This window comes from Sphingobium sp. SA2 (assembly GCF_032227065.1).
In the GTDB taxonomy this organism is placed as follows: Bacteria; Pseudomonadota; Alphaproteobacteria; order Sphingomonadales; family Sphingomonadaceae; genus Sphingobium.
This window is the reverse complement of sequence record NZ_JAPMXX010000006.1, coordinates 1,941,252-1,963,514: the sequence shown is the minus strand read 5'-3', so window position 1 is coordinate 1,963,514 and position 22,263 is coordinate 1,941,252. Positions and strand designations below refer to the sequence as shown.

Here is a 22,263-nt window from a genome sequence, read left to right as displayed (position 1 = left end):
GCTGTATTATGGCAGTGATGCACCCATGGCCGACGACTCAAAACCCGTCTATCTCCGCCTGCGTGAGATCATTGCCGCTTCCATATTGGACGGGGATTATAGCGATGGCGACCTGCTGCCATCGGTGCGCGCCTTTGCCGCGACGCAGGGGGCCAATCCGCTGACCGTGGCGAAGGCCTATCAGAGCTTTCAGGATGATGGGCTGGTCGTCGTGCGGCGCGGGGTCGGCATGTTCGTGGCCGATGGCGCGACCCGGCGACTGCGCATAGCGGAGCGCGCGCATTTTTTGGAGACGGTATGGCCGCCGGTGGCGGCGCAGATAAGGCGGCTGGGAATAAGGGCCGACGATCTGGACTTGCAGAAGGCTTGAGGGTTTCAGCTCCGCTCGAAACGAACGGGCGTTAGCTAAAGCGCTGCCAGCGCGTCGACGGCATCCTGGCGGCCTGCAAAATTCCTGACCGAGACCGCTCGTCCCAGCGCCAGTTTGGCGTCATTCTTGCGCCCGGCAGCGGCATAGGCCTGGCCCAGATGCAGGTTGAGCAGGGGATGGCCGGGGGCGCGGGCGACGGCCTTTTCCAGCAGATCGACCGCGGCCGGGCCTTTTTCGCCGGTTTCCAGCAACGTCCAGCCATAGATGTCCGCGATCATGGGGTTGGCGGGCATCAGGCGATAGGCATGGGCGGCATAGGCGCGCGCCGCCGCTCGATCCCCGGTTTCGACGGAGGCGCGGGCTAAGTCCGCCATCAGCAGCGCGTCATTATCGCCCAGTTGTGCGCGTACAGCCTGCAGCATCCGCAGCGCGCCGCGCCAGTCGCCCGCCTCCATCGCGACGGCGGCGGCGATACGGCGCATGGCGCTGTCGGTCGGGTTCTGGGTCAGGAAGAGTTGTACGATCTGCGCGCCGCGGGCGGGATCGCCCGCGCGGTTCCATGTCGCAACGAGGCGCAGCGCGACGGTGCGATCGAAGCGGATATTGGCGGCGCTTTCATAGGCGCGGGCCGCCTCCCCTGCCCGTCCGGCCACGCCCAGCGTATCGCCCAGCACGATCCACGCATCGGGCGCGCCGGGGTTGGCGCGGCTGAGCATCCGGGCGCGATCGACCGCCGCATCGGTGCGGTTGGTGCTGAGCAAAGCACGGATATAGGGGATATTGTCGCGTGCGGTGGCAGCGTTGGCGGGCGGCGGGCCATCGGCCAGTTGCGCGTCGCGTGGCCCGGCGAACGGGTCGGCAGCGGCGCGCACCGGCCATGCGGCGCGGGCGAGCATGTCGGCGGCCATATCGCGATTGCCCAACGCCTCCTGCACGCGCGCCGCTAGGGTCAGCACATAGGGATCGGCGTCCCGCTGGGCGACGATTGGGGCGAGTATCGTGGCGGCCGATGGCGTGTCGCCGCCCATCTGATAGGCGCGGGCCAGCAGGGTGCGGGCGGTGCGGTTGTCGGGCTGCATCGCGACCAGCGGGGCAAGCGTGTCGGCGGCGAGGACGGCATTGCCATCCTGCATATGCAGAACGCCGCGCAGCAACATTGTGGCGGGCTCGCCATCGAGCCGCCCCTGCGTCCGGGCCAGCAGCGACCGGGCGAGATCGGCCTTGCCAGCGCGGGCGGCCATGATCGATTGCATCATCCAGGCGCGGGCGTTGTCGGGTTCCAGCGCGAGGATACGGCGGGTGAGGCCGAGCATCGCGCCGGCTTCCCCCGCGTCGGCGAGCGTCGCGGCATAGGATTCGAGCGTCGGCACCGATTCGGGGTTGGCGGCCATTGCGCGTTCGAACCAGGGGCGCGAGGCGGTGAGGCCATATTGGCCGCGCGTCAGTTCAGCGCGCAGGGTCAGCGCCTTGGCATTGCTGGGGGCCAGGGTCACTGCCCGGTCGGCCGCGCCGATCGCGCCTGCCTGATCGCCGGTTGCGAGGCGCAGGTGGCCAAGATCGACCCAGCTTTCGACGTCATTGGGTGCCGTCGCGAGGGTGCGGGCCAGTTCCGCCTGCGCCGCGCGCATGTCACCTTTTGCCATGGCGGCGCGCGCCCTGATCCGCGCGGCGGCGAGGCTATGCGCGGCGGGCACATCGGGCGCGCGGGCTTCGCGCAAAGCGGCATCGACTTCGCCCTGCAACAACAGCGCGTGTGCCATCAAGTCGCGGGTTTCGGCGGGTGGTCCGCCCAATTTGCGGGCGCGTTCGACTTCTGCCTGCGCGCCTGCGCCGTCACCCAGTTCGGCCAGTGCCCGCGCCTGCGCCTGCCGCGCGACGACCGACCGGGGATTGCCCCTGATCGCGTTCATCAATTCGACGCGCGCGGTGCGGGCATCGCCCTTGTCGAGTGCGGTGAGGCCACGGGCCAGCGCGGCGCTGCCGTCACGTTCATGCGCGCGCCATTGCCACAGGCCTGCCACACCCAGCAGCAGCAATATTATTCCGACGATGAGGGCGATGCGGGTGCGGCTCATGGATTATCCCTGCATCTGATATTGTTTGAGAAGATCGTACAGCGTGGGGCGGCTGATGCCCAAAATCTTGGCCGCGCCCGAAATATTGCCATCGGTGCGGGCGATCGCGCGGCGGATCGCGCGGCGATCGGCCATTTCGCGCGCTGCTTTCAGGTTCACCAGTTCGCCGCCTTCGGCCCGCTCCTCATCCAGGTCGAGATCGGCGGCGGTCACCAGCTTGCCATCGGCCATGATGACCGCGCGCTTCATGCGGTTTTCCAGTTCGCGCACATTGCCGGGCCATGGCCAGGCATCAAGCGCGGCGAGCGCATCTGGGGCGAGGCCCTTGACCGCCGGATTCATCTCGGCAGCGAAGCGGGTGAGGAAATGGCGGGCAAGCAGCGCCGGATCGCCCGCCCGGTCCTTGAGCGCCGGGATGCGGATGACGATTTCGGCGAGGCGATAATAGAGATCCTCGCGGAAACTGCCCGCGCCGATCATGGCGTCGAGATCCTGATGGGTGGCGCAGACGATGCGGGTATCGACGGCGATGGGCGTGCGCCCGCCGATGCGTTCGATCACCCGTTCCTGCAGGAAGCGGAGCAGCTTGACCTGGAGCGCGAGCGGGATGTCGCCAACTTCGTCCAGGAACAGCGTGCCGCCCTGTGCCTGCTCGATCTTGCCGAGCGTCGTCTTGATGGCCCCTGTAAACGCGCCCTTTTCATGGCCGAACAGTTCGGATTCGAGCAGCGTTTCGGGGATGGCGGCGCAGTTGATCGCCACGAAGGCGCCATGGCGGCGGGGGCTGGCATCGTGCAGCCCTTGCGCCAGCAATTCCTTGCCGGTGCCGCTTGCGCCGAGCAACAGCACTGACACTTGCGCGCTGGCCACGCGCTCGATCATGCGGGCGACCTTCATCATTTCGGGCGCGCCGGTCAGCACCCGGCCCAGCACCCGGCCATCGGCGGGCGCGGTTTCGGCGAGGCGCGCATTTTCCTGTTCCAGCGCATGGACGTGGAAAGCGCGGCGGACGATGAGGCCGAGTTCGTCGATGTCGACGGGCTTTTGATAGAAGTCGTAGGCCCCACCCGAAATCGCGTCGAGCGCGCTTTCGCGGGCACCATGGCCGGATGCGACAATGACCTTCGTGTCCGGCTTGATCCGCAAGATGTCGGCGAGCGTGGCGAACCCTTCACTGGTGCCGTCCGGGTCTGGTGGCAGGCCAAGGTCGAGTGTCACGACATCGGGCGCATGGGCGCGCAGCAGTTCGATCGCCTCCTCCCGGTCGCCCGCGATGAAGAGTTGATAATCCTCATAGGCCCAGCGCAATTGCCGCTGAAGGCCCGGATCATCCTCGACGATCAGCAATTTGGGGCGGGTGTCGCTCATCAGGCGGCCTTTTCCTGTGTGTGGGATGCCCGTGGCAGGCGCAAGGTGAAGCGGCTGCCGACGCCGGGGCGGCTGTCGACGTCGATCCGGCCGCCCATCGCCTGCGCCAGGGCGCGGGCTTCGAACGCACCGATCCCGAAACCGCCCGCCTTGCTGGACGAAAAGGGCTTGAACAGTTCGCGGCGGACATATTCAGCGCTCATGCCGCGTCCCTGGTCGATGATCTCGACCAAAATGTCGTTGGCATCGGCGGACAGGCGCAGTTCGACCGGCGCGTCGGGAGCGCTGGCGTCGATGGCATTTTGCAGCAAATGAGTGACGATCAACTCGACGCGCGCCGGGTCGGCCAGCGCGTCGGGGGCGTCCCCGCTGACCCGTATCGGATGCTGGCGCGCGCGCGTGGCGGCCGCATGGTCGAGCAGGCCGCGCAACGCGAACGGGCGCGGGTCTTCGGCACGGCCCTTATTATGCTGCGACAGCCGGGCGAGCAGGTCGTTCATCTTGCCGACCGATTCCTGCAACGTCAGGATCATGTCAGCGCGAAATTCGGGGTTGTCAGCATGACGTTCGGCATTGCGGGCCAGCAGGGAAAGCTGGCTCACCAGATTCTTGATGTCATGGATGATGAAAGCGAAACGGCGGTTGAATTCGTCGAAGCGGGCGGCGTCGTCGAGCGCCTGCTGGCCCTGCGCCTCGCTGATATAGGTCGCGACCTGCCGCCCGGCGGCGCGCAGCATGTCGAAATCCTCCCAGTCGAGCCGCCGGTCGATGGGCGGACGGGCAAGCAGGATCGCGCCAGTCAGACGGTTGAAATGGATGAGCGGCACCAGCGCCCAGAGGCGGGCATCCTGCGTCATCCAGTCGGGCAGCGGCAAGGCGGCGTCGGCGGCGCGGCGCTTGCCCAAGTCGATGATCCAGCCGCTCTGTTCCAGTCGGGCGACGATAGCGGGCGACAGGGACGCGCCTTCGGGCAGGTCATCGCCCCAGTTCCAGTCGGTTTCGAGCATCAACCCGCCCTGATCGTCACGCAACATCAACAGCGCGGCGGGCGAATCGGTGATGTCGGCAATCGCCTTGGCCACGCGCTCGCCCAACGGGGCGGGGTTTTCGCCGGGGCGGCCGATCGTTTCGCCAAAGCGCATCCATTCGGTGCGATAGTCGTAACGATGCTGAAAGAAATGCTTGGCGACCTGCACTTTCCACAGCGCGCGCAGGCGTGGTGATGGCAGCAGCACCAACGCGGTGACGGCGGCGAAGAAGACTGCGGCGATCTCCACCACCCGCGCATAAGGGCCAGCGATCAGTTCGATCAGGACGGCGGTGGCGGTCAGGAGGATGACATAGAGCGCGACGGCGAAGATCGAGAGCGACTGGAAGGTGAGCGTGCGCGAGAGCGTGAGCCGCTCCGCCATCCCCTTGCGCAGGCCGATGGCGATCACCGGTGCCAGCAGGGCCATCAGCAGGCCACGCAACGCGAAAAGCTCGCTGGCGCGGCCGGGCACGAGATAGCCGATCGCATAGAGCATCAGGTCGTAGGCCCACATCGCCGCCAGCGCGCCGAACAATAGGGTCACGCCGCCCCGTTCGCGCGATGGCCATGCGGCATAGAGATGATGGAGCAGCAACAGGCTGCCGATCGCGGTCATCATGCGCAGGATCAGCGACACGGTGACCAGCGCGCCATGCAGATCCGGGTCGAGGGCAAGTTCGTACCATGCGAGATCCGTGAAGGTCTGGAGCAGGATCAGCCCCGCAACCGCGACATAGACGGCAACGATCCCCCCGGCCTTCCCGCCCCGACCGACCGGGCCGCGCCGCAGCATGACGAACATCGTCATCAGCCATGCGGCGTTACGCATATTTTCGCCAAGGCCCGACAAAGGTTTGGCAACGCCACCGAACGACACATAAAGCGCCCAGCAGGAGGTGAGCAGCATCGCCACCGACAACATCCGCATTTCCGCCGCATCGTTGCGGCGACGAAACAGGAAGATGCCCAGCGCCGCGAACAGCACCGCCGCCAGGGCGTGGCCCCAGTTCCCGACAAATTGGAGCAATAGGCCCATCGCCCGCCGCCCTTAGCGCGCGCCGTCGGGCCAGAGGATGACCCGCACCGTCTGGATCAGGATCAACAGGTCGAGGAAAGGCGTGTAATTCTTGGCGTAATAGAGATCATATTCGAGCTTGTGGCGGCTATCCTCGATCGACGCGCCATAGGGATAGTTGATCTGCGCCCAGCCGGTGATGCCGGGCTTTACCATGTGCCGTTCGGCATAATAGCGTAGATGCTGTTCCAGATCCTCGACGAACTGGCGCCGTTCGGGGCGTGGACCGACGAAGCTCATCTCGCCCTTGAGGACCGTCCAGGTCTGGGGCAGTTCGTCGATGCGCAGCTTGCGCAGCCAATAGCCAAGGCGGGTGATGCGCGGATCATCCTTTTCCGCCCAGACCGCCTTGCCCGCGACTTCCGCGTCCTGGCGCATGGTGCGCAGTTTGACGATCCAGAATTCCTGGCCGAACAGGCCGACCCGTTCCTGGCGGTAAAAGGCGGGGCCCTTGCTGTCGAGCTTCACCAGCAATGCGGCGAGCAGGATGATGGGGCCGGTCAGCAGCAGCAGCAGCGAACTGGCGATGATGTCGAACAGACGCTTGGCGATGCTGGAGAGGCGGCGACCGGCCGAGAAGCCGTCGGAGAAGATCAGCCAGCTTGGGTTGACGCTGTCGAGGTCGACACGGCCGGTCTCGCGTTCCAGAAAGGTCGAGAGATCGTTGACATGGACGCCGGTAGTCTTGATGCGCAAAAGGTCAGACATGGGGATGGCGTTGCGCCGCTCTTCCAACGCCAGTACCACTTCGCTGGCGTTCAGGCGGACGACGAAATCGGACATGTTGAAGATGGCGCTGCGGTTGATGGCTTCCTGCACCACCTGCGGCCCGTCATTCATGGCGATATAGCCGACGACGAGAAAGCCCGCCCCCCGTTTCTTTTCCAGCTCGCGGATGCGATCGGCCCGGTTGCCCGCGCCCAGCACGACCAGCCGCCGCTTGAACGCCTCGCCGCCCAGCATCGAGCCGAGCAGCAGGCGAACGACGATCAGCAGCGCCATGGCGAGGCCCATGGCGTAGAGCGAATTGGAGCGCCACAAGGTCATGCCCGGCATGAGGAAATAGAGAACGGAAAGGAAGATCACGCCCAGCGAAACAGCGACCAGCAAGCGCGCAAAGGCAAAGCGGATCGATTGGAGCGCTTCGGTGCCATAGACGCCGACGGCGATCATCGCGGTCTGGACGGCAAAGGCGAAGCTGAGCAGTGGGCCCATGCGGGTCATGACATGGTCGATATCCATGCCGATTTGCCGCGCGCGCAAGATCCAGCCGCCTTCCGCCGCACAGAGCAGCAGGACGAAATCGAACAGTCCAAGCAGCAGCACAGCGTGCGGCACATAATGTTTGAACAGCCTGATCATGCGTCGCGCCCATTTCCCCAGTCGCCACAAGCGATACTGACAAGGTCGGGAAAAGCCTTACAACCAGCTGTAAGGAAATCCGACAGTGGCGGCACCCTGCCGGAAAATGGCAAAGATTTCCTGAATCCCGCGCGAGATCGGGGAATGGATCAGATTATTTGCGGAGCCTGTCGGCGGCGTTGCGGGCCGCCTCCTCCATCACGCGCGCGGCGTCATCGACGGACTGGGCCGCGCCAGTAACGGCGTCGGCCCGCCTGTCGTTGCGGCGATGTTCGGTCAGGTAGAAGAAGCCGATGGCCAGGATGAGGGCAATCGCCACCAGTGCGAATATGACCCCGCCCGTGCGTGGACGCTTGTCCGCGTCCTCCACGAAGGGCTTTACAGGCTGGTTGGGGTCGATACGCACACTCATCTCCTTTGGTAAAAGGACAACGGGTGGCACCATGCTATCGTTCCAGATCAGTCCTCTACGGACTGACCACCCCGCCCCCGGCTGAGACGATCGACATCCTCCATAATCTCATCCAGCACGGCGGTATCGGTCGTTTCCTGGCTGCGTCGCGAGGGTAGATCGCCGCTTTCCATGAGCAGTTCGAGCGCAGCGCGCCCGCGAGCGACGCGGCTCTTGATCGTGCCGACGGCGACGCCGCAAATCTCGGCGGCTTCTTCATAAGCGAAGCCACCTGCGCCCACCAGGATCAGCGCTTCGCGCTGCGGTTGAGGCAATTGCAGCAAGGCGCGTTGCATGTCGCTAAGTTCGACATGCTTGTCCTGGCTGGCCGGTGCCGCAAGGATGCGGTCGGCCGTCAGGTCGTCCCATTCGCCGCGAAAGCGCGAACGGCGCATCTGCGAGAGATAATGGTTGCGCAGGATGATGAAGGTCCAGGCGCGCATGTTCGTGCCGGCCTGAAACCGGGCGCGTGCCGCCCATGCCTTGAGCAGGGTTTCCTGCACCAGATCATCCGCGACATCACGGTTGCCCGACAAGGAACGGCCGAAAGCACGGAGATGCGGGATGACCGCGGCCAGTTCACGCTTGAAATCCGAATCCGAAAGCGCAGCGCGCTCCTCGATCGGCTCTACGTCCTCATCCATGGAAACAACCCCCATATTGGCTGTCGCCCTCGCCGCAGGAACCGACGTCGTCAAAGCCATAAATGCGCCTATACCCTAATCAGAATTTTGCCAAAGGCCATAAGGCCTGAGAAGCATTGGTCAGAGCCAAAGCACCACCAGCATACCGATGACCACTAGCCCCAGCGAAATGCCGAGAACATAACGCACGACATGTTCCTTCGAACCGCCCCGCGCTTCGTTCGTCGTGATATGCTCTTCTTTGTCTGTCATAAATTCTCTCCCCGATCGTTACGCATGACTAACGCAACGACCGGCGGGGAGTTCCAAACGACATGGATATAAGCGTAACGATCAGACCGGCGCGGTCGCTTGATCGAAGAACAACGCCTGCGAAATGGCGGCCTTCACGGTCGAGCGCTGGAACGGCTTGGTGATGAGGAAGGTCGGCTCTGGCCGTTCCCCCGTCAGCAATCGTTCGGGGAAGGCGGTGATGAAGATCACGGGCACCGCGAACTCGGCAAGGATGTCCTTGACCGCATCGATGCCGCTGCTGTCGTCGGCCAATTGAATGTCGGCAAGCACCAGCCCCGGACGATCGGCGAGCGCTTCGCGCACCGCGTCTTCGGCGGTCACGGCGATGGCGGTGACGTCATGACCCAGATCACGGACGATGGTTTCGATGTCCATCGCGATGATCGGCTCGTCTTCGATGATCAGCACCTTGGCGCGAGTCTGCGCCTCGATCTCGCTCAATGCTTCTTCGACCAGACCTTCGACATCAGTGCTGTCCATGTCGATCAGATAGGCGACATCATCGACCGTGAAGCCTTCCAGCGCGGTCAGCAGCAAGGCCTGGCGCGGCAGGGGCGTCAGGCGGGCGAGGCGCGCCTGGGCAATGGCTTCCCGATCGCAATCGACGGTCAGTGGCACGTCTTCCAGATGGGACGACGACCAGATGGCATGAAAGGTGCGGTAGAGACCAAGACGCGGATCGACGTCAGACGGAAACTCCTCCGGCGCGGCAACGATCGCTTCGAGCGCAGCGCGAACATAGGCGTCGCCATGCGTCTGGCTGCCGGTCAGTGCGCGCGCATAGCGACGCAGAAACGGAAGATGGGGGTGTAGTTGCTGTCCAAGCGACATCGTCAATTCGTCTCCCTGCCCATGTGCGGGCCTGTTGTATCCGACGCGGGGAAGGATATGCGAAAGGATGGAATGTCGATGCCCATATGGCAACCCCCCACCCTTCGATGCCCCCCGAAACCGGCAGCGCTAAAAAAACGCTCGCTTGGCCGGAACCAACGAAGGGGGAATTTGTTTCGCAGTCACATGGTTTTTTCGGCAAGGGTGCGATTATCGTGGCTTTAATGCGGAACGACGAATTGACGCGCCGCAAGATTCCCGCAAATACGGACTGGCTGGCGTGACAGAGATTGCTTCAGAGGGGCAGATTTTGGTTTCTTCTACCACGGAACATAGTTCGACTGCAGCGGATGGGAAGGAAAGCGCAAAGATAGCCGCTTCCCCTCGCAAGGGCCGAGCCGCGCCCCCTATGGATGATGGCCATGTGTCGCAAGTCCTGCGCAATGTGTATCAGCGCGCCGTCGATGAGGATATTCCCGCCGAGATGCTGGACCTGTTAAGCAAACTGGACTGAGTAGCAGATGATCCGGGGCAGCCTTCCTCCGGCAGCCCGATCGCTGACGGAACCCATTGTTCGACTTTTCCGGTCAACCGGCGTCAAGATGTTCCTCATCCTGACGCTGGCCCTATTGCCATTGGGGCTGATCGCCCTGATCGCCTCGCTACAGGCGATCCGTACCGCTGATTTGGAAAAAGAGGCATTGCTTCGGATCGCGGTGACGCAGAGTGCACGCAAGCTGACCGCCGACCTCCAGTCCGATCGCACCGCGCTGCAGCTCACGGTCGATAGTCTCGCGTCCAACAGCGCCGACCGCGCCATCTGCAACCGGCTTTCGCTGTTTCTGGCCGCCAATGACGCCGAGGGCGGCCAATTTTATATCTACGACAGCGCAGGCCGTCGCCTGTGCAACTCCAGCGCACGCGAGCCCGCGTCGATGACGCCGACGGCGCGTTTCGATGGTCCCGCGACCGAGTTGCTGGCCGATGCCCCCTATCTGGTCAGCCGCGTGCCCAGCGCGAATAAGCGCATCACCGCGTTGATCTATTATTCGCGCACCCATCTCGAAAGCGTCGCCGATCCGGCGACGGCGCTGCAGAACCGCAAATTGACGTTGCGCCAGGGCGATCGCCGATTGGCGATCAGCCATGTCCGCAAGGATCCGCCGGGCGGCAAAAGAAGCAGCCTGTCTGCGCGGCTCGACCCCTATGACGTGGAATTGACGATGACGGTGCGGGAGCCGCCCGCGACGATCGCCCGCATGTTGTCCTTGTTCCTGCCCTTGGTCATGTGGTTCGCGGCGGCGGCGATCGGCTGGTTCGTGGTCAATCGCGTGCTGATCCGGCCGCTGGTCATCTTGCGGCGCGCGGTGGCGGCGTATCAGCCCGGCGAAGTGCTGGAGCCGTTGCAGCGGATGCGGACGCCAGCGCAGGAGATCGTCGCGCTGGGCGAGACGTTCCGCGAAATCAGCGAGGATGTGGCGACCCATGAGGCCGAGATGGCCGAGGGATTGGAAACGCAGCGCAAGCTGACGCGCGAAGTCCATCATCGGGTCAAGAATAACCTTCAGATCATTGCCAGCCTCATCAACCTTCACGCCCGGTCGGCGCATGAACCCGAAGCGGTCGAAGCCTATGCCTCGATCCAGCGGCGCGTCGATGCCCTGTCGGTGGTGCATCGCAATCATTTTGCCGAGCTGGAGGAAAATCGCGGGGTCGGCATTCGTCCGTTGATCAGCGAATTGTCGGCCAGCCTGCGCGGCACGGCACCCGCCGCCGCGCGACGCTTTGCCATCCAGATCGATAGCGACAATCTGCATATCAGCCAGGATGTGGCCGTGCCGATCGCGTTCCTGCTGACCGAATTGGTCGAACTGGCGATGATGCTCGATCCCCAGGGGACGATGCGGATTTCCGCGCATGTGTTGCCGGAGCAAGCCAATCGGGCGCTGCTGAGTGTCGTGTCGTCGGGCCTGCGGGCGTCCGATGAGATGACGGTTCACCTGTCCGAACGCTATGGCCGGGTGCTGACTGGCCTGTCGCGCCAGTTGCGCTCTGCGCTGGACCATGATGGCGAGGCGGGCAGCTACGCCATCGCGATCACCATCATTCCTTAGAAGTCACCCGCTGATAGTCGCGGCGGAAGTCGGCGGCGAAGGCGGCGAACTGCCCGGCCGCGATCGCATCGCGCATCCCCTGCATCAGTGCCTGGTAGAAATGGATGTTATGCTGGGTCATCAGCATCGCGCCCAGCATTTCGCCAGCCTTGACGAGATGATGGAGATAAGCGCGGCTCCAGGTGGTGCAGACCGGGCAGGCGCAGCGCGGATCGAGCGGCCCCTGATCCTCGGCGAAGCGGGCATTGCGGATGTTGAGCGGCCCGGCCCAGGTAAAGGCCTGGCCATTGCGGCCCGACCGGGTCGGTAGCACGCAATCGAACATGTCGATGCCGCGCTCCACCGCGCCGACGATGTCGTCGGGCTTGCCCACACCCATCAGATAACGGGGCTTGTCGGCGGGCAGCATGTCAGGCGCGAAGTCGAGCGTGGCGAACATCGCCTGCTGCCCCTCCCCCACGGCAAGCCCCCCCACGGCATAGCCATCGAAGCCGATGTCGATCAGCTGCTGCGCCGATTCCCGCCGCAGCCCTTCATCGAGCGATCCCTGCTGGATACCGAACAGCGCCGCGCGGTCGGCATGGTCGCCGCCAGCATCGAAACCGTCGCGCGAGCGTTTGGCCCAGCGCATCGAACGCTCCATGGACTTGGTCGCCTCCTCATGGGTGCAGCCATTTTTGGTACATTCGTCAAAGGCCATGACGATATCGCTGTCGAGCAGGCGCTGGATCTCCATCGATCGCTCCGGCGTCAGCATATGCTTGGACCCGTCGATATGGCTGGAGAAAGCGACGCCCTGCTCGCTCATCTTGGTCAATGCCGATAGGCTCATCACCTGATAGCCGCCGCTGTCGGTCAGGATCGGCCGGTCCCAGCCCATGAAACCATGCAGCCCGCCAAGACGCGCCATGCGTTCAGCACCGGGGCGCAGCATGAGATGATAGGTATTGCCCAGGATGATGTCGGCACCCGCGGCGCGCACTTCGGCCGGGCGCATCGCCTTCACGGTGGCGGCGGTGCCGACCGGCATGAAGGCGGGCGTGCGGATCTCGCCCCGGCGCATACTGATTGCGCCGGTACGGGCCTTGCCGTCGGTGGCGGTGATGGAAAAGGAGAAGCGGGGCTGGGTCATCTGCGCGCTCTAGGAGCGAACGTGCAGGCGTTCAACCCGCCTTGCGGACGCCGTCAAACAGCGCCAGCGCGTCGATATTGAAGCCCTCGACCCGGCGATAGGGACCGATGAAGCGCAGGCAGTCGGTCGAAAGGCGCAAGGGCCAATGCGCGCCCGTGTGGTCGTGCAAAGCCAGGGTGGCCATTTGGGGATCGGATCGCTCTCGACGCATGAGAGCTGGGATAATCGGCAAAGATTAACAAGATGCTTGTGACCCATCTTTACGATCGTCCGACAGGGCACTTTGTTGCAATATCGCAACTATCCGCGTGCATAACCTTATTTTTGGGCGACCGGGGTGCAACAGTTGCGTATAAAGATGGTTAACGGGCGCGGTCGAGTGAACCGCCGATTGCATCCGGCTTACCGGCCTGTTTTGTTGAGACCCAACGAAAAATCGGGGGCGCACATGATTGATTCAGGACAATTTAATTCCGCGAGCGAAACAGGGGCGAAACCGATGGCCGCCGAGAGGAATATGGTTACCGAAGACGCTGCGGAACGTGCGCTTGTGGAGGATATTGCGCGCTCCACCCTGTTCGACCTGGGGCAGATCGATGTGCGGTGGGACGCGGCATTGGCGACGTTATGGGCGTTCATGACGCCGCTCGAACGGCCCAATTCCAACCTGTCCCTGATTCGCGATACGATGTCCTGGCAACGCGAGAGCCGCCGCCTGTTCGAAGACAAGGGCGGGATGCTGAAATTCATGGTGTTGGGGTCGCGCTTTCCGGGCGTGTTCAACCTGGGTGGCGATCTGGAGATGTTCGCCGAATGCATCCAGCGCCGCGACCGGGACACGCTGCTGCGCTATGGCATCGCCTGTTGCGAGATCGTCGATCGCATCTGGCACTGCAACGACATGAATATCATTAATATCGGGCTGGCGCAGGGCGATGCGCTGGGCGGCGGGCTGGAAGCGCTGATGTGCTTCGACGTCATCATTGCCGAGCGGCAGGCCCGCTTTGGCCTGCCTGAAGTGTTGTTCGGCCTGTTCCCCGGCATGGGTGCCTATTCCATCCTGTCACGCCGGGTCGGCCCGGTGCTGGCGCGCCAGATGATTACCGACGGGCGCGTCTATAGCGCGGAAGAGATGTTCGACATGGGCATCGTCACCCAGGTCGTCGAAGAGGGCGAAGGCGAAGCTGCGACCATCGCCTGGATCAAGGATCACCGGGCGCATCATGCCGGTTATGTCGGCATCAATCGCGCCGGGCGGCGCGTCAATCCGATGACGCTGGACGAACTGACCGATATCGTGACGACCTGGACCGACACGGCCCTTGCCCTGTCGGACCGTGACCTGCGGATGATGCGGCGATTGGCGGCGGCACAGACCCGTCTGCGCTAAGCGGCGTCGGTTCAGGCGAGGCGGCGGCGCCGGATGGCCGGGTCGGGTCGTTCCTCGCCATGGAGGGGGCCAGCCTCGATCAGTTCGACGATCCGTTCATGGGTGACCGGGCGGCTGAACAAATAGCCTTGGACATTGGTGAAGCCAGCTTCGCGCGCGTGAGCGAGTTGGTCCTGCGTCTCGATTCCTTCGGCGACCGTGTCCATCGACAGGTCGCGCGCGAGATTTCCGATCGCGCGGACGATGGCGCGATCTTCGGCGTTGGCGCTGGTCCCCGCCATGAAGCTCTGGTCGATCTTGAGCGTGTCGAACCGATAAGAGCGCAGATAGGAGAGCGAGGAATAGCCGGTGCCGAAATCGTCGAGCGCCAGGCGCAGGCCGATACGCTGGAGTTCGCGCAGGATCGTGCTGGTCTGGCCGCTATCGTCGAGGAAGATGGATTCGGTGACTTCCAGTTCGAGCCGACGGGCGGGCAAGCCGGTTTCCAGCAGCGCCGCGATGACATTGCCGGGCAAGTCGTGCGATTTGAGCGAGGCCGGCGAAATGTTGATGGCCACGCGCACGTCGCCGGGCCAGGCCGCCGCAGCGATGCAGGCCTGACGCAGCACCCAGCCGGTCAAGGCTTCGATCAGGCCCATGCTTTCGGCGATCGGGATGAATTCGGACGGGGGGATGGCCCCCAGCACGGGATGATTCCAGCGGATGAGCGCTTCGCAGGCGTCGATGTCGCCACCGTCGAGGGCGACGATCGGCTGGAACATAAGCTTGAGTTCGTCGCCATCCAGCGCGCGGCGCAGGCCGGTCTCGATCTCATGGATGCGGTTGAACCGTTCCTTGAGCGACCAGTTGAAGCTGGATGCGCGGTTCCGCCCAGCTCCTTTGGCTTCGTAGAGCGCGAGGTCGGCATGTTGCATCAGTTCGTCCATGTCGCGGCCATCCTGGGGCGCGACGGCATAGCCGATCGAAGCCGTGACCTGGAGATGATGGTCGGACAGGTCGAAGCCATGGGCAAAATAGGCGATGATTTCCTGCGCGATCGCCGCTGCGGTGACGCGATCGGTATCGGGACAGATGATGACGAATTCGTCGCCGCCGAAACGGGCGATCCGCCCCCGCCCCTGCACCACGTCGGCCAGGCGTTCCGCGACGGCGCGCAACAGCCGGTCGCCGACCATATGGCCGAGCGAATCGTTGATCTCCTTGAACCGGTCGACATCCATCCACAGGATGGCGACGGCATCGGCGTGCTTTTCGGTGGTTTCGAAAATTTCGCGCAGGCGCATCTGCATCGCCATGCGGTTTTCAAGACCGGTCAGATTGTCGTAGCGTGCCAGTCGCTCGAATTTCTCGGCCAGTAGCGACTTGTCGCGCTTGCCGATCAGCGCCTGGACGACGATGCGGTGCGTGGTCGAACTGATTTCGGCGAGGCCCAATATCATCGCGACCATCGCGATGGACAGAACGCGGTAGCCGGTCGATCCCTCCAGCCACAGGCCGAGCGCGGTTGGCAGCAATGCGAGGCAGACCTGACCGATGGCGATCTGCACCCGCCCGGCGTTGCGCCCCGAAATGCCGCCGGCATAGCCGGTCGCCATCGACACGCTGAGCATATGGGTGATCGGATTGGCCGATCCGATCAAGGTGACGAATCCCATGAGGCCAAGCAGCCCGGAATAGGCCCAGGCACCCAATTCATAAGCGAGTTCCCAGTTGCGCGATGCGACGGCGGTGCCGCGCACCAACTGGCGATGAAAGAAGATGGCGGAAAAAACGCGCAGCGCCGCGACGATGCACAGGGTGGCGACGACGGCATGGATGGCGAGGCCATCGGATATGCTGCTGATGACGAGGCCGACGGCCGTGCCGGTCGCCGCGCCGATGGTCAGCGATGCGGGCGACGCATAGAGCGTTTCGACCAGGCTCCGCCGCACATCGGCATCCTGTTCCGAAGAGAGCGCTTTGCGCTTTTCCAGCAATGTCCTCAAAGCGCCCAAATGGCCGGTCTCCGGTTCCTGACCCCTCTTCGCAGTTTCCCTTTATTTTTTCGTTAACCGCAAGATCGCAGCCAACTGGCGCGTTTGCGCGCAGACGCCTATGCCGGTAGCCCGACTGTCGTGGACCGGGGGAGCATCGCCATATCTGCCCAGCTGTTCATTGCCCTCGCCTATGTCGCCCTGCTGTTCGGGGGGACGGCGTTCGCGCATGTCCATCGCCATCGGCTGCGCCAATCGCGCTGGCGCATCCACGCCTATACGCTGGCGCTGGGGGTCTATTGCACCAGTTGGACCTATTTCGGTGCTGTGGGCACGGCGGCGACCGGGGGATGGAGCTATCTGCCCATCTATCTGGGGCCGATCCTGCTGATGATCGCGGGCGGGCCGTTCCTGCGCCGACTGAACGCCGAGGTGCAGGAGGATGGCGCTACGTCCATTTCCGACTTCATCGGATCGCGCTTTGGCAAGAGCCGCACGGTGGCGGCGCTGGTGACGCTGATCCTACTGTTCGGCACCATTCCCTATATCGCGCTGCAATTGCGGTCGGTGTCGCTGAGTTTCGCGCTGGTTTCCGGCATTACGCAGCCGACCGCGCCGCTGGCCGTGGCGGCGGCGGCCCTGGCGCTGTTCGCCATCGCCTTTGGTGCGCGGCGCTATCAGGTGGCGGGGCAGAATGAGGCGATATTGTTCGCCGTCGCGTTCGAATCGCTGTTCAAGCTGGTCGCGTTGCTGTTGGTTGCGGGGCTGGCGGTCTGGCTGCTGTGGACCGCCCCTGTCGATCGGATCGCCGATGGCATGGCGACCTTTCGCAGCGGATTTGCGCCCTCTCGGCTGGATGTGAATTTCGCCGTCACCACTTTGTTGTCGGTGCTGACGATCATCTGCCTGCCACGACATTTCTTCATCAGCGTCACGGAGTCACGCACGCCCGATGACATATTGACCGCGCGTTGGGGCTTCGTCGTTTATCTGCTGGTGACGGTGCTGGCGGTGCTGCCCATTGCCGCCGCGGGCGTGGCGCTGCTCGGCCAAGGGGCGACGCCCGACCTGTTCGTGCTGAGCCTGCCGCAGGATTTCGGTTATCGCGGCCTGGCCTTGCTCGTCTTTCTGGGTGGCGTGTCGGCCGCGCTGGCGATGGTCGTCACCGAAATTGTGGCGATTTCGAGCATGATCTCCAACGATCTGTTCGCGCCGGTGCTGCTGCGGCGATCGACCGAAGATTCCCATCTGGGCGAGCGGTTGTTGTGGATACGGCGCGGCGCGATCATCGCGTTGATCGGCGCGGCGGTGCTGTATGCGCTGGCGCTGCCGTCCACCACGCAATTGGCCTCTGTCGGCCTGGTCGCCTTCGTCGCGATCGCCCAATGCGCGCCTGCGCTGATCTGCGCCGTCTATCGGCCGCATAATGATCCGCTGGCGGCCAAGGCGGGGCTGCTGACCGGCTTTGCCTTGTGGTTCGTCATCCTGTTCCTGCCCGCGATCGGCAGCGAGACGATCGCCCCGCCTGCCTGGCGCGGCATCAGCGCGGTGACGGCGGGCACGATCATCAGCCTGGGCGGCAATTTGCTGGCCTTCCTGCTGGTGTCGGTGCGGAGCGTCGGGACGGTACGGTTGGTCCGGCAACGTGGCATCGCGCCGGTATCGACGATGGCGGCGCTGGGTGATCTCGTAACCCGCTTCGTCGGCGCGGAGGCGATGATCGAGGCGTTCGGCGCGACCGAAGACAGTGACGCGCCGATCGACCGGGCCAGCGCGCGCGCGGCCGAGCGGCTGATAAGCAGTGTGGTTGGGGCATCGTCGGCGCGGGCGATCATGGCGTCGGCCATTTCCGGCCAGGGCATGGGCTTTGCGCAGATTGCCAAGGTGCTGGACGCATCGGGGCAATCGCTGCATTTTTCGCAAGGTCTGCTGGCGGCGACGCTGGAAAATATCGATGTGGGCGTCAGCGTGGTCGATCGCGACCTGCGGCTGGTGGCGTGGAACAGCCGCTATCTCGACCTGTTCGACTATCCCCCCGGCCTGATCCGGGGCGGCGTGCCGGTCGCCGATCTGATCCGCTTCAACGCCGAGCGCGGCGATTGCGGTCCGGGCGAAGTGGAGGATCATGTCGCCCGGCGGCTGGCGCATATGCGCAGCCGTCGCCAGCATGCGTTCGAGCGACATCGCGCCGATGGCCGCTGGATCAAGACGGTGGGCGGGCCGATGCCCGATGGCGGCTATGTCATGTCCTTCACCGACATCACGGTCGAAGCGCAGGCGCGGGCAGCGACCGAGACGGCGCGGCGCGACCTGGAGCAAGCGGTGGCGGCGCGGACAGCGGAGCTGAGCGAAGTCAATGTGAAGCTCGCGGCGGCGATGGCGGACAAGACCCGCTTCCTGGCGGCGGCGAGCCACGACCTGCTGCAACCGCTCCATGCCGCGATGCTATTTTCGTCAGCCTTGCGGCGGCGACTGGGGGAGCCGGAGCGGGCGATGCTATCGCGGCTCGATCGATCGATCGAGGGGGCGAACGACCTGTTGCGCGCCTTGCTCGACATATCGAAGCTGGATGCGGGCGGGGTAAAGCCGCAGCCGACCCGCTTTGCCGTGCGGCCGATGCTGGCTGATCTTGCCGAGAGTTTTCAGCCGCTGGCCGCGGAAAAGGGACTTTTGTTGCGGGTTGGTCCGGGGGATGGTTGGGTCGAGACGGATCGGAGCCTATTGCGGTCGATCGTCCAGAATTTCCTGTCCAACGCCATCCGTTATACCGACCAGGGCCGCATCCTCGTTGCCGTGCGACGGCGGGGTGCGGCGGTGCGCATCGAGATATGGGATAGCGGGATCGGCATTGCGCCCGACAAGCTGGCGCTGATCTTCCGCGAGTTCGAGCGGCTGGGTCAGGGGAGCGAGAGCGGCATCGGGCTGGGGCTGGCGATCGTGGAGCGATCGGCCGCTTTGATCGGCGGGACAGTGGCGGTACGATCCTGGCCCGGCAAGGGGAGTTGCTTTGCGATCAGCCTGCCGCTGGCGGAAGCGTCGCCGGTAGCGGCGGCAACCGTAGCGGCGGCGGTGCTAGCGCCGACGACAGGCCTGCGCCTGTTGGTCGTGGACGATGACCCGGCCAATCGCGCGGCGATGCAGGCGGCTTTGGAAAGCATGGGACATGACTGTGTGGTGGCGGCGACGGAAAGCGAGGCGTTGGCGGCCAGCGGGCCATTTGATGGCGCTTTGGTTGATTTCGCGCTGGGCACGGCGCGCGATGGCATCGACTTGATCGACGCGCTGCGCGATCGGTCGCCGGGGCTCGCGGTAGCGCTGGTGACGGCCGAGCGTAGCGAAGCGATGCTGGCGCGCCTCGCCGAACGGGATATTCCGTTGCTCGCCAAGCCTTTGGCGGCGGCGGTGCTGGAACACTGGATCGCAGACGTGGCGCGGCGCGGCGCTGGTGGGTCAGCGGTTCCCTAATCCCAGCGCGCGAGCCGCGAGCGCCGCCTGGGTGCGGTTCTGGACGCCGAGTTTGGCGAGGACCGTCGTCATGTGCGACTTGATCGTGGATTCGGCGACCCCCAGTTCCCAGGCGATCTGCTTGTTGAGTTGGCCGTCCAGCACGCCGAGCAGGACGCGCAATTGGGTCGGCGTCAGCGAGGCGACCTTGCCGGCCATCTCATCCACCTCATCGGGCATCAGGGGCGCGACGGCGGGGGTTTCACCCGCCAAGGCGGCGGCGATGGCGTCTTCGATGACGCTTAGATCCTGATCCTTGCCGATGAAGCCGACCGCGCCATAGCGGCGCGCTTCGGCGGCGGCGATCGGCGCATCGGCGCTGGAAATGACGAGGATGGGGACCGAGGGGCGTTCGGCATGGAGCAGCGCCACGCCGGAAAAGCCCGCCGATCCCGGCATTTTAAGGTCGAGCAGGATGAGCAGCAAGTCGCTGGCGGCTGTGGCGGTTTCCACCGCGCGGTCCAGCGTCGCCGCCTCCACGATCCGCGCATCGGGCGCGACGTTGGCGGCCGCCATGACCAACGCCTGACGGAAGAGCGGATGATCGTCCGCCACCAAGATGGTGCCTATTGCCGTTGGCTTATCCTTCCCTCTCCGCCGCCATCCTGCCCTGCATTGGGCAGCGATGCAAATAGGGGTTGTCCCCTAGCCCGGCAAGCGGCTCAGGCCGCTGCCATCTGGCTGTCGGCGATCAGCGCTTCGACTACCGACGGGTCGGCGAGGGTCGAAATGTCGCCCAGCGTATCGGTCTCGCCCTCGGCGATCTTGCGCAGGATGCGGCGCATGATCTTGCCCGATCGGGTCTTGGGCAGGCCGGGCGCGAACTGGATGATGTCGGGCGTGGCGATCGGGCCGATCTCGCTGCGGACCCAGGCGACGAGTTGCTTGCGCAACTCTTCGGACGGCTCCTCATGCGCGTTGAGCGTCACATAGGCGTAGATGCCCTGCCCCTTGATCGGGTGCGGCATGCCGACCACGGCGGCTTCGGCAACCTTGGCATGGGCGACCAGCGCGCTTTCGACTTCGGCGGTGCCCATGCGGTGGCCCGACACGTTGATGACATCATCGACCCGGCCGGTGATCCAATAATAACCATCGGCATCGCGGCGGGCACCGTCGCCGGTGAAGTAGCGGCCCGGATAGGTGGTAAAATAGGTCTGGAAGAAACGCTCATGATCGCCATAGACGGTCCGCATCTGGCCGGGCCAGCTTTTGGCGATGCACAGATTGCCCTCAGTCGCGCCGTCCAGTTCCTTGCCATCGGCGTCGACCAGCAAGGGGTGGACGCCGAATAGCGGCTTGGTCGCAGAGCCGGGTTTGAGGTCCGTCGCGCCGGGTAGCGGGGCGATGAGGATGCCGCCGGTCTCGGTCTGCCACCAGGTATCGACGATCGGGCAGCGGCCTTCGCCGACGACGCGGTGATACCATTGCCAGGCTTCCGGGTTGATCGGTTCGCCCACGCTGCCCAGGATGCGCAGCGAGGCGCGGCTGGTCGCCTGCACGAAGGCGTCGCCCTCGCGCATCAAGGCGCGCAGCGCGGTGGGGGCGGTGTAGAAGATCGCGACGTTCCATTTGTCGCAGACCTGCCAGAAGCGGCTATGATCGGGATAGTTGGGCACGCCTTCGAACATCAGCGTGGTCGCGCCATTGGCGAGCGGGCCGTAGACGACATAGCTGTGGCCAGTGACCCAGCCGATGTCGGCGGTACACCAATAGACTTCGCCGGGCCGGTAATCGAACACCTGCGCATGAGTCATCGCCGCCCAGAGCAGATAGCCGCCCGTGCTGTGGAGGACGCCCTTGGGCGTGCCGGTCGAACCGGAGGTGTAGAGGATGAACAGCGGGTCTTCCGCGCCCATGGCCTCGGCCGGGCAATCCGGCGCGGCTGCATCGCGGGCTGGGCCATAGAAGAGGTCGCGCCCTTCCACCATCGGCACGTCCGCGCCGGTGCGTTGGACAACGATTACGGTTTCGACCGAGTTGCAATGGGCGAGTGCCGCATCGACATTGGCCTTCAAGGGCACAGCCTTGCCACCGCGCAGCCCTTCGTCGGCGGTGATGACCAGGCGGGAGTCGCAGTCGCGAATGCGGCTGGCGAGGCTGTCGGGCGAGAAGCCGCCGAAGACGATCGAATGGACCGCGCCGATGCGGGTGCAGGCCAGCATGGCGAAGGCGGCTTCGGGGATCATCGGCAGATAGAGCGTCACCCGGTCGCCGCGACGGACCCCCTGTGCTTTCAGCACATTGGCGAAGCGGCAGACTTCCTCGTGGAGTTGTGCATAGGTGATGACCCGGCTTTCGCTCGGATTATCGCCTTCCCAGATGATCGCGGGCTGGTCGCCGCGCTCGGCCAGATGCCGGTCGATGCAGTTGGCCGAGACGTTGAGTTGACCGTCGGCGAACCAGCTGATGCCGAAATCGGCTTCATCGAAGCTGCTTTCATCGACCTTGGTAAAGGGGGTGATCCAGTCGAGCCGCTGCGCCTGATCGCGCCAGAAGGCGTCGGGATCGGCCAGCGCCTGCGCATGCATCCGGGCGGCGTCCGCGGCAGTGACCCGCGCATCGGCGGCGAGGGACGCGGGAACGGGATAGAGGGATTCGCTCATGGTTTTGGCCTCTCCAAACTCTTTCGCACTAGCGTAACGAAGCC

General features: G+C 64.5%; 18 protein-coding genes. 5 read left to right on the top strand and 13 right to left on the bottom strand.

All coding sequences use genetic code 11. The features are described from left to right. The first annotated feature begins 25 nt into the window (after nt 1-25). Entirely contained in the window at nt 26-370 is a 345-nt protein-coding gene (locus OVY48_RS17300) for a GntR family transcriptional regulator (RefSeq protein WP_037472449.1), read from the top strand. 35 nt (nt 371-405) lie between these two features. On the opposite strand, the gene OVY48_RS17295 is transcribed toward OVY48_RS17300, so the two are convergent. From OVY48_RS17295 to OVY48_RS17260, 8 genes are all read right to left on the bottom strand, one after another. Next, a complete protein-coding gene (locus tag OVY48_RS17295) occupies nt 406-2,445 on the bottom strand; it encodes a tetratricopeptide repeat protein (RefSeq protein ID WP_313923745.1) in 2,040 nt (679 codons plus the stop codon). Nucleotides 2,446-2,448: 3 nt separating this feature from the next. Further along, nucleotides 2,449-3,813 carry a PEP-CTERM-box response regulator transcription factor gene (gene prsR, locus OVY48_RS17290; RefSeq protein ID WP_313923744.1) on the bottom strand — a complete coding sequence of 455 codons (1,365 nt, stop codon included), beginning with the start codon at nt 3,811-3,813 and terminating at the stop codon, nt 2,449-2,451. Beyond that, nucleotides 3,813-5,879, bottom strand: a complete 2,067-nt coding sequence (gene prsK / locus OVY48_RS17285; RefSeq protein ID WP_313923743.1) for an XrtA/PEP-CTERM system histidine kinase PrsK — start codon at nt 5,877-5,879, stop codon at nt 3,813-3,815. Before prsK ends, prsR begins: the two co-directional genes overlap by 1 nt. Before the next feature lie 12 nt (nt 5,880-5,891). Next, on the bottom strand, nt 5,892-7,280 hold the full coding sequence (locus OVY48_RS17280) for a TIGR03013 family XrtA/PEP-CTERM system glycosyltransferase (RefSeq protein WP_069066378.1): 1,389 nt from the start codon (nt 7,278-7,280) through the stop codon (nt 5,892-5,894). A 154-nt stretch (nt 7,281-7,434) separates the two neighbouring features. Continuing rightward, nucleotides 7,435-7,680 carry a hypothetical protein gene (locus OVY48_RS17275; protein WP_409593710.1) on the bottom strand — a complete coding sequence of 82 codons (246 nt, stop codon included), beginning with the start codon at nt 7,678-7,680 and terminating at the stop codon, nt 7,435-7,437. A 59-nt stretch (nt 7,681-7,739) separates the two neighbouring features. Then, nucleotides 7,740-8,375: a sigma-70 family RNA polymerase sigma factor gene (locus OVY48_RS17270; RefSeq protein WP_037472440.1), complete on the bottom strand. Its 636-nt coding sequence runs from the start codon at nt 8,373-8,375 to the stop codon at nt 7,740-7,742. 120 nt (nt 8,376-8,495) lie between these two features. Continuing rightward, nucleotides 8,496-8,627: a hypothetical protein gene (locus tag OVY48_RS17265; protein WP_313923742.1), complete on the bottom strand. Its 132-nt coding sequence runs from the start codon at nt 8,625-8,627 to the stop codon at nt 8,496-8,498. An 81-nt stretch (nt 8,628-8,708) separates the two neighbouring features. Continuing rightward, complete coding sequence (locus tag OVY48_RS17260; RefSeq protein WP_313924826.1) at nt 8,709-9,500, bottom strand: response regulator; 792 nt, start codon at nt 9,498-9,500, stop codon at nt 8,709-8,711. Nucleotides 9,501-9,645: 145 nt separating this feature from the next. Here OVY48_RS17260 and OVY48_RS17255 point away from each other — a divergent pair, with 145 nt between their 5' ends. Both OVY48_RS17255 and OVY48_RS17250 read left to right on the top strand, forming a co-directional pair. Then, complete coding sequence (locus OVY48_RS17255; protein WP_156106041.1) at nt 9,646-10,014, top strand: NepR family anti-sigma factor; 369 nt, start codon at nt 9,646-9,648, stop codon at nt 10,012-10,014. A gap of 88 nt (nt 10,015-10,102) precedes the next feature. Continuing rightward, nucleotides 10,103-11,614, top strand: coding sequence for a sensor histidine kinase (locus OVY48_RS17250; protein ID WP_313923741.1), 1,512 nt, complete (start codon nt 10,103-10,105; stop codon nt 11,612-11,614). On the opposite strand, the gene tgt is transcribed toward OVY48_RS17250, so the two are convergent. Both tgt and OVY48_RS17240 read right to left on the bottom strand, forming a co-directional pair. Next, the gene (gene tgt / locus OVY48_RS17245) at nt 11,604-12,746 is read right to left on the bottom strand and encodes a tRNA guanosine(34) transglycosylase Tgt (protein WP_313923740.1); all 1,143 of its coding nucleotides are present in this window, start codon (nt 12,744-12,746) and stop codon (nt 11,604-11,606) included. The two genes, OVY48_RS17250 and tgt, sit on opposite strands and share 11 nt — an antisense overlap. Nucleotides 12,747-12,777: 31 nt before the next feature. Beyond that, nucleotides 12,778-12,930: a hypothetical protein gene (locus tag OVY48_RS17240; protein ID WP_313923739.1), complete on the bottom strand. Its 153-nt coding sequence runs from the start codon at nt 12,928-12,930 to the stop codon at nt 12,778-12,780. A 333-nt stretch (nt 12,931-13,263) separates the two neighbouring features. Here OVY48_RS17240 and OVY48_RS17235 point away from each other — a divergent pair, with 333 nt between their 5' ends. Further along, nucleotides 13,264-14,136: a crotonase/enoyl-CoA hydratase family protein gene (locus OVY48_RS17235; RefSeq protein WP_409593708.1), complete on the top strand. Its 873-nt coding sequence runs from the start codon at nt 13,264-13,266 to the stop codon at nt 14,134-14,136. 11 nt (nt 14,137-14,147) lie between these two features. Here the strand turns inward: OVY48_RS17235 and OVY48_RS17230 are convergent, their stop codons facing one another. Beyond that, nucleotides 14,148-16,130, bottom strand: a complete 1,983-nt coding sequence (locus OVY48_RS17230) for a putative bifunctional diguanylate cyclase/phosphodiesterase (protein ID WP_313923737.1) — start codon at nt 16,128-16,130, stop codon at nt 14,148-14,150. 84 nt (nt 16,131-16,214) lie between these two features. Between OVY48_RS17230 and OVY48_RS17225 the strand changes: the two genes are divergently transcribed. Further along, the gene (locus OVY48_RS17225; protein ID WP_313923736.1) at nt 16,215-19,574 is read left to right on the top strand and encodes a PAS domain-containing hybrid sensor histidine kinase/response regulator; all 3,360 of its coding nucleotides are present in this window, start codon (nt 16,215-16,217) and stop codon (nt 19,572-19,574) included. On the opposite strand, the gene OVY48_RS17220 is transcribed toward OVY48_RS17225, so the two are convergent. Then, nucleotides 19,560-20,171: a response regulator transcription factor gene (locus tag OVY48_RS17220; RefSeq protein WP_313923735.1), complete on the bottom strand. Its 612-nt coding sequence runs from the start codon at nt 20,169-20,171 to the stop codon at nt 19,560-19,562. The genes OVY48_RS17225 and OVY48_RS17220 overlap by 15 nt on opposite strands. A 104-nt stretch (nt 20,172-20,275) precedes the next feature. Next, a complete protein-coding gene (acs, locus tag OVY48_RS17215; protein ID WP_313923734.1) occupies nt 20,276-22,219 on the bottom strand; it encodes an acetate--CoA ligase in 1,944 nt (647 codons plus the stop codon). Nucleotides 22,220-22,263 lie beyond the last annotated feature (44 nt).

Bases quoted from the DNA above. Each gene is read 5' to 3' on its own strand.
- OVY48_RS17250 (WP_313923741.1), top strand. From the start codon at position 10,103: ATGTTCCTCATCCTGACGCTGGCCCTATTGCCATTGGGGCTGATCGCC.
- OVY48_RS17265 (WP_313923742.1), bottom strand. From the start codon at position 8,627: ATGACAGACAAAGAAGAGCATATCACGACGAACGAAGCGCGGGGCGGT.
- OVY48_RS17300 (WP_037472449.1), top strand. From the start codon at position 26: ATGGCCGACGACTCAAAACCCGTCTATCTCCGCCTGCGTGAGATCATT.
- prsR (WP_313923744.1), bottom strand. From the start codon at position 3,813: ATGAGCGACACCCGCCCCAAATTGCTGATCGTCGAGGATGATCCGGGC.
- OVY48_RS17235 (WP_409593708.1), top strand. From the start codon at position 13,264: ATGGTTACCGAAGACGCTGCGGAACGTGCGCTTGTGGAGGATATTGCG.
- OVY48_RS17295 (WP_313923745.1), bottom strand. From the start codon at position 2,445: ATGAGCCGCACCCGCATCGCCCTCATCGTCGGAATAATATTGCTGCTG.
- OVY48_RS17260 (WP_313924826.1), bottom strand. From the start codon at position 9,500: ATGTCGCTTGGACAGCAACTACACCCCCATCTTCCGTTTCTGCGTCGC.
- tgt (WP_313923740.1), bottom strand. From the start codon at position 12,746: ATGACCCAGCCCCGCTTCTCCTTTTCCATCACCGCCACCGACGGCAAG.
- acs (WP_313923734.1), bottom strand. From the start codon at position 22,219: ATGAGCGAATCCCTCTATCCCGTTCCCGCGTCCCTCGCCGCCGATGCG.
- OVY48_RS17270 (WP_037472440.1), bottom strand. From the start codon at position 8,375: ATGGATGAGGACGTAGAGCCGATCGAGGAGCGCGCTGCGCTTTCGGAT.
- prsK (WP_313923743.1), bottom strand. From the start codon at position 5,879: ATGGGCCTATTGCTCCAATTTGTCGGGAACTGGGGCCACGCCCTGGCG.
- OVY48_RS17240 (WP_313923739.1), bottom strand. From the start codon at position 12,930: ATGGCCACCCTGGCTTTGCACGACCACACGGGCGCGCATTGGCCCTTG.
- OVY48_RS17280 (WP_069066378.1), bottom strand. From the start codon at position 7,280: ATGATCAGGCTGTTCAAACATTATGTGCCGCACGCTGTGCTGCTGCTT.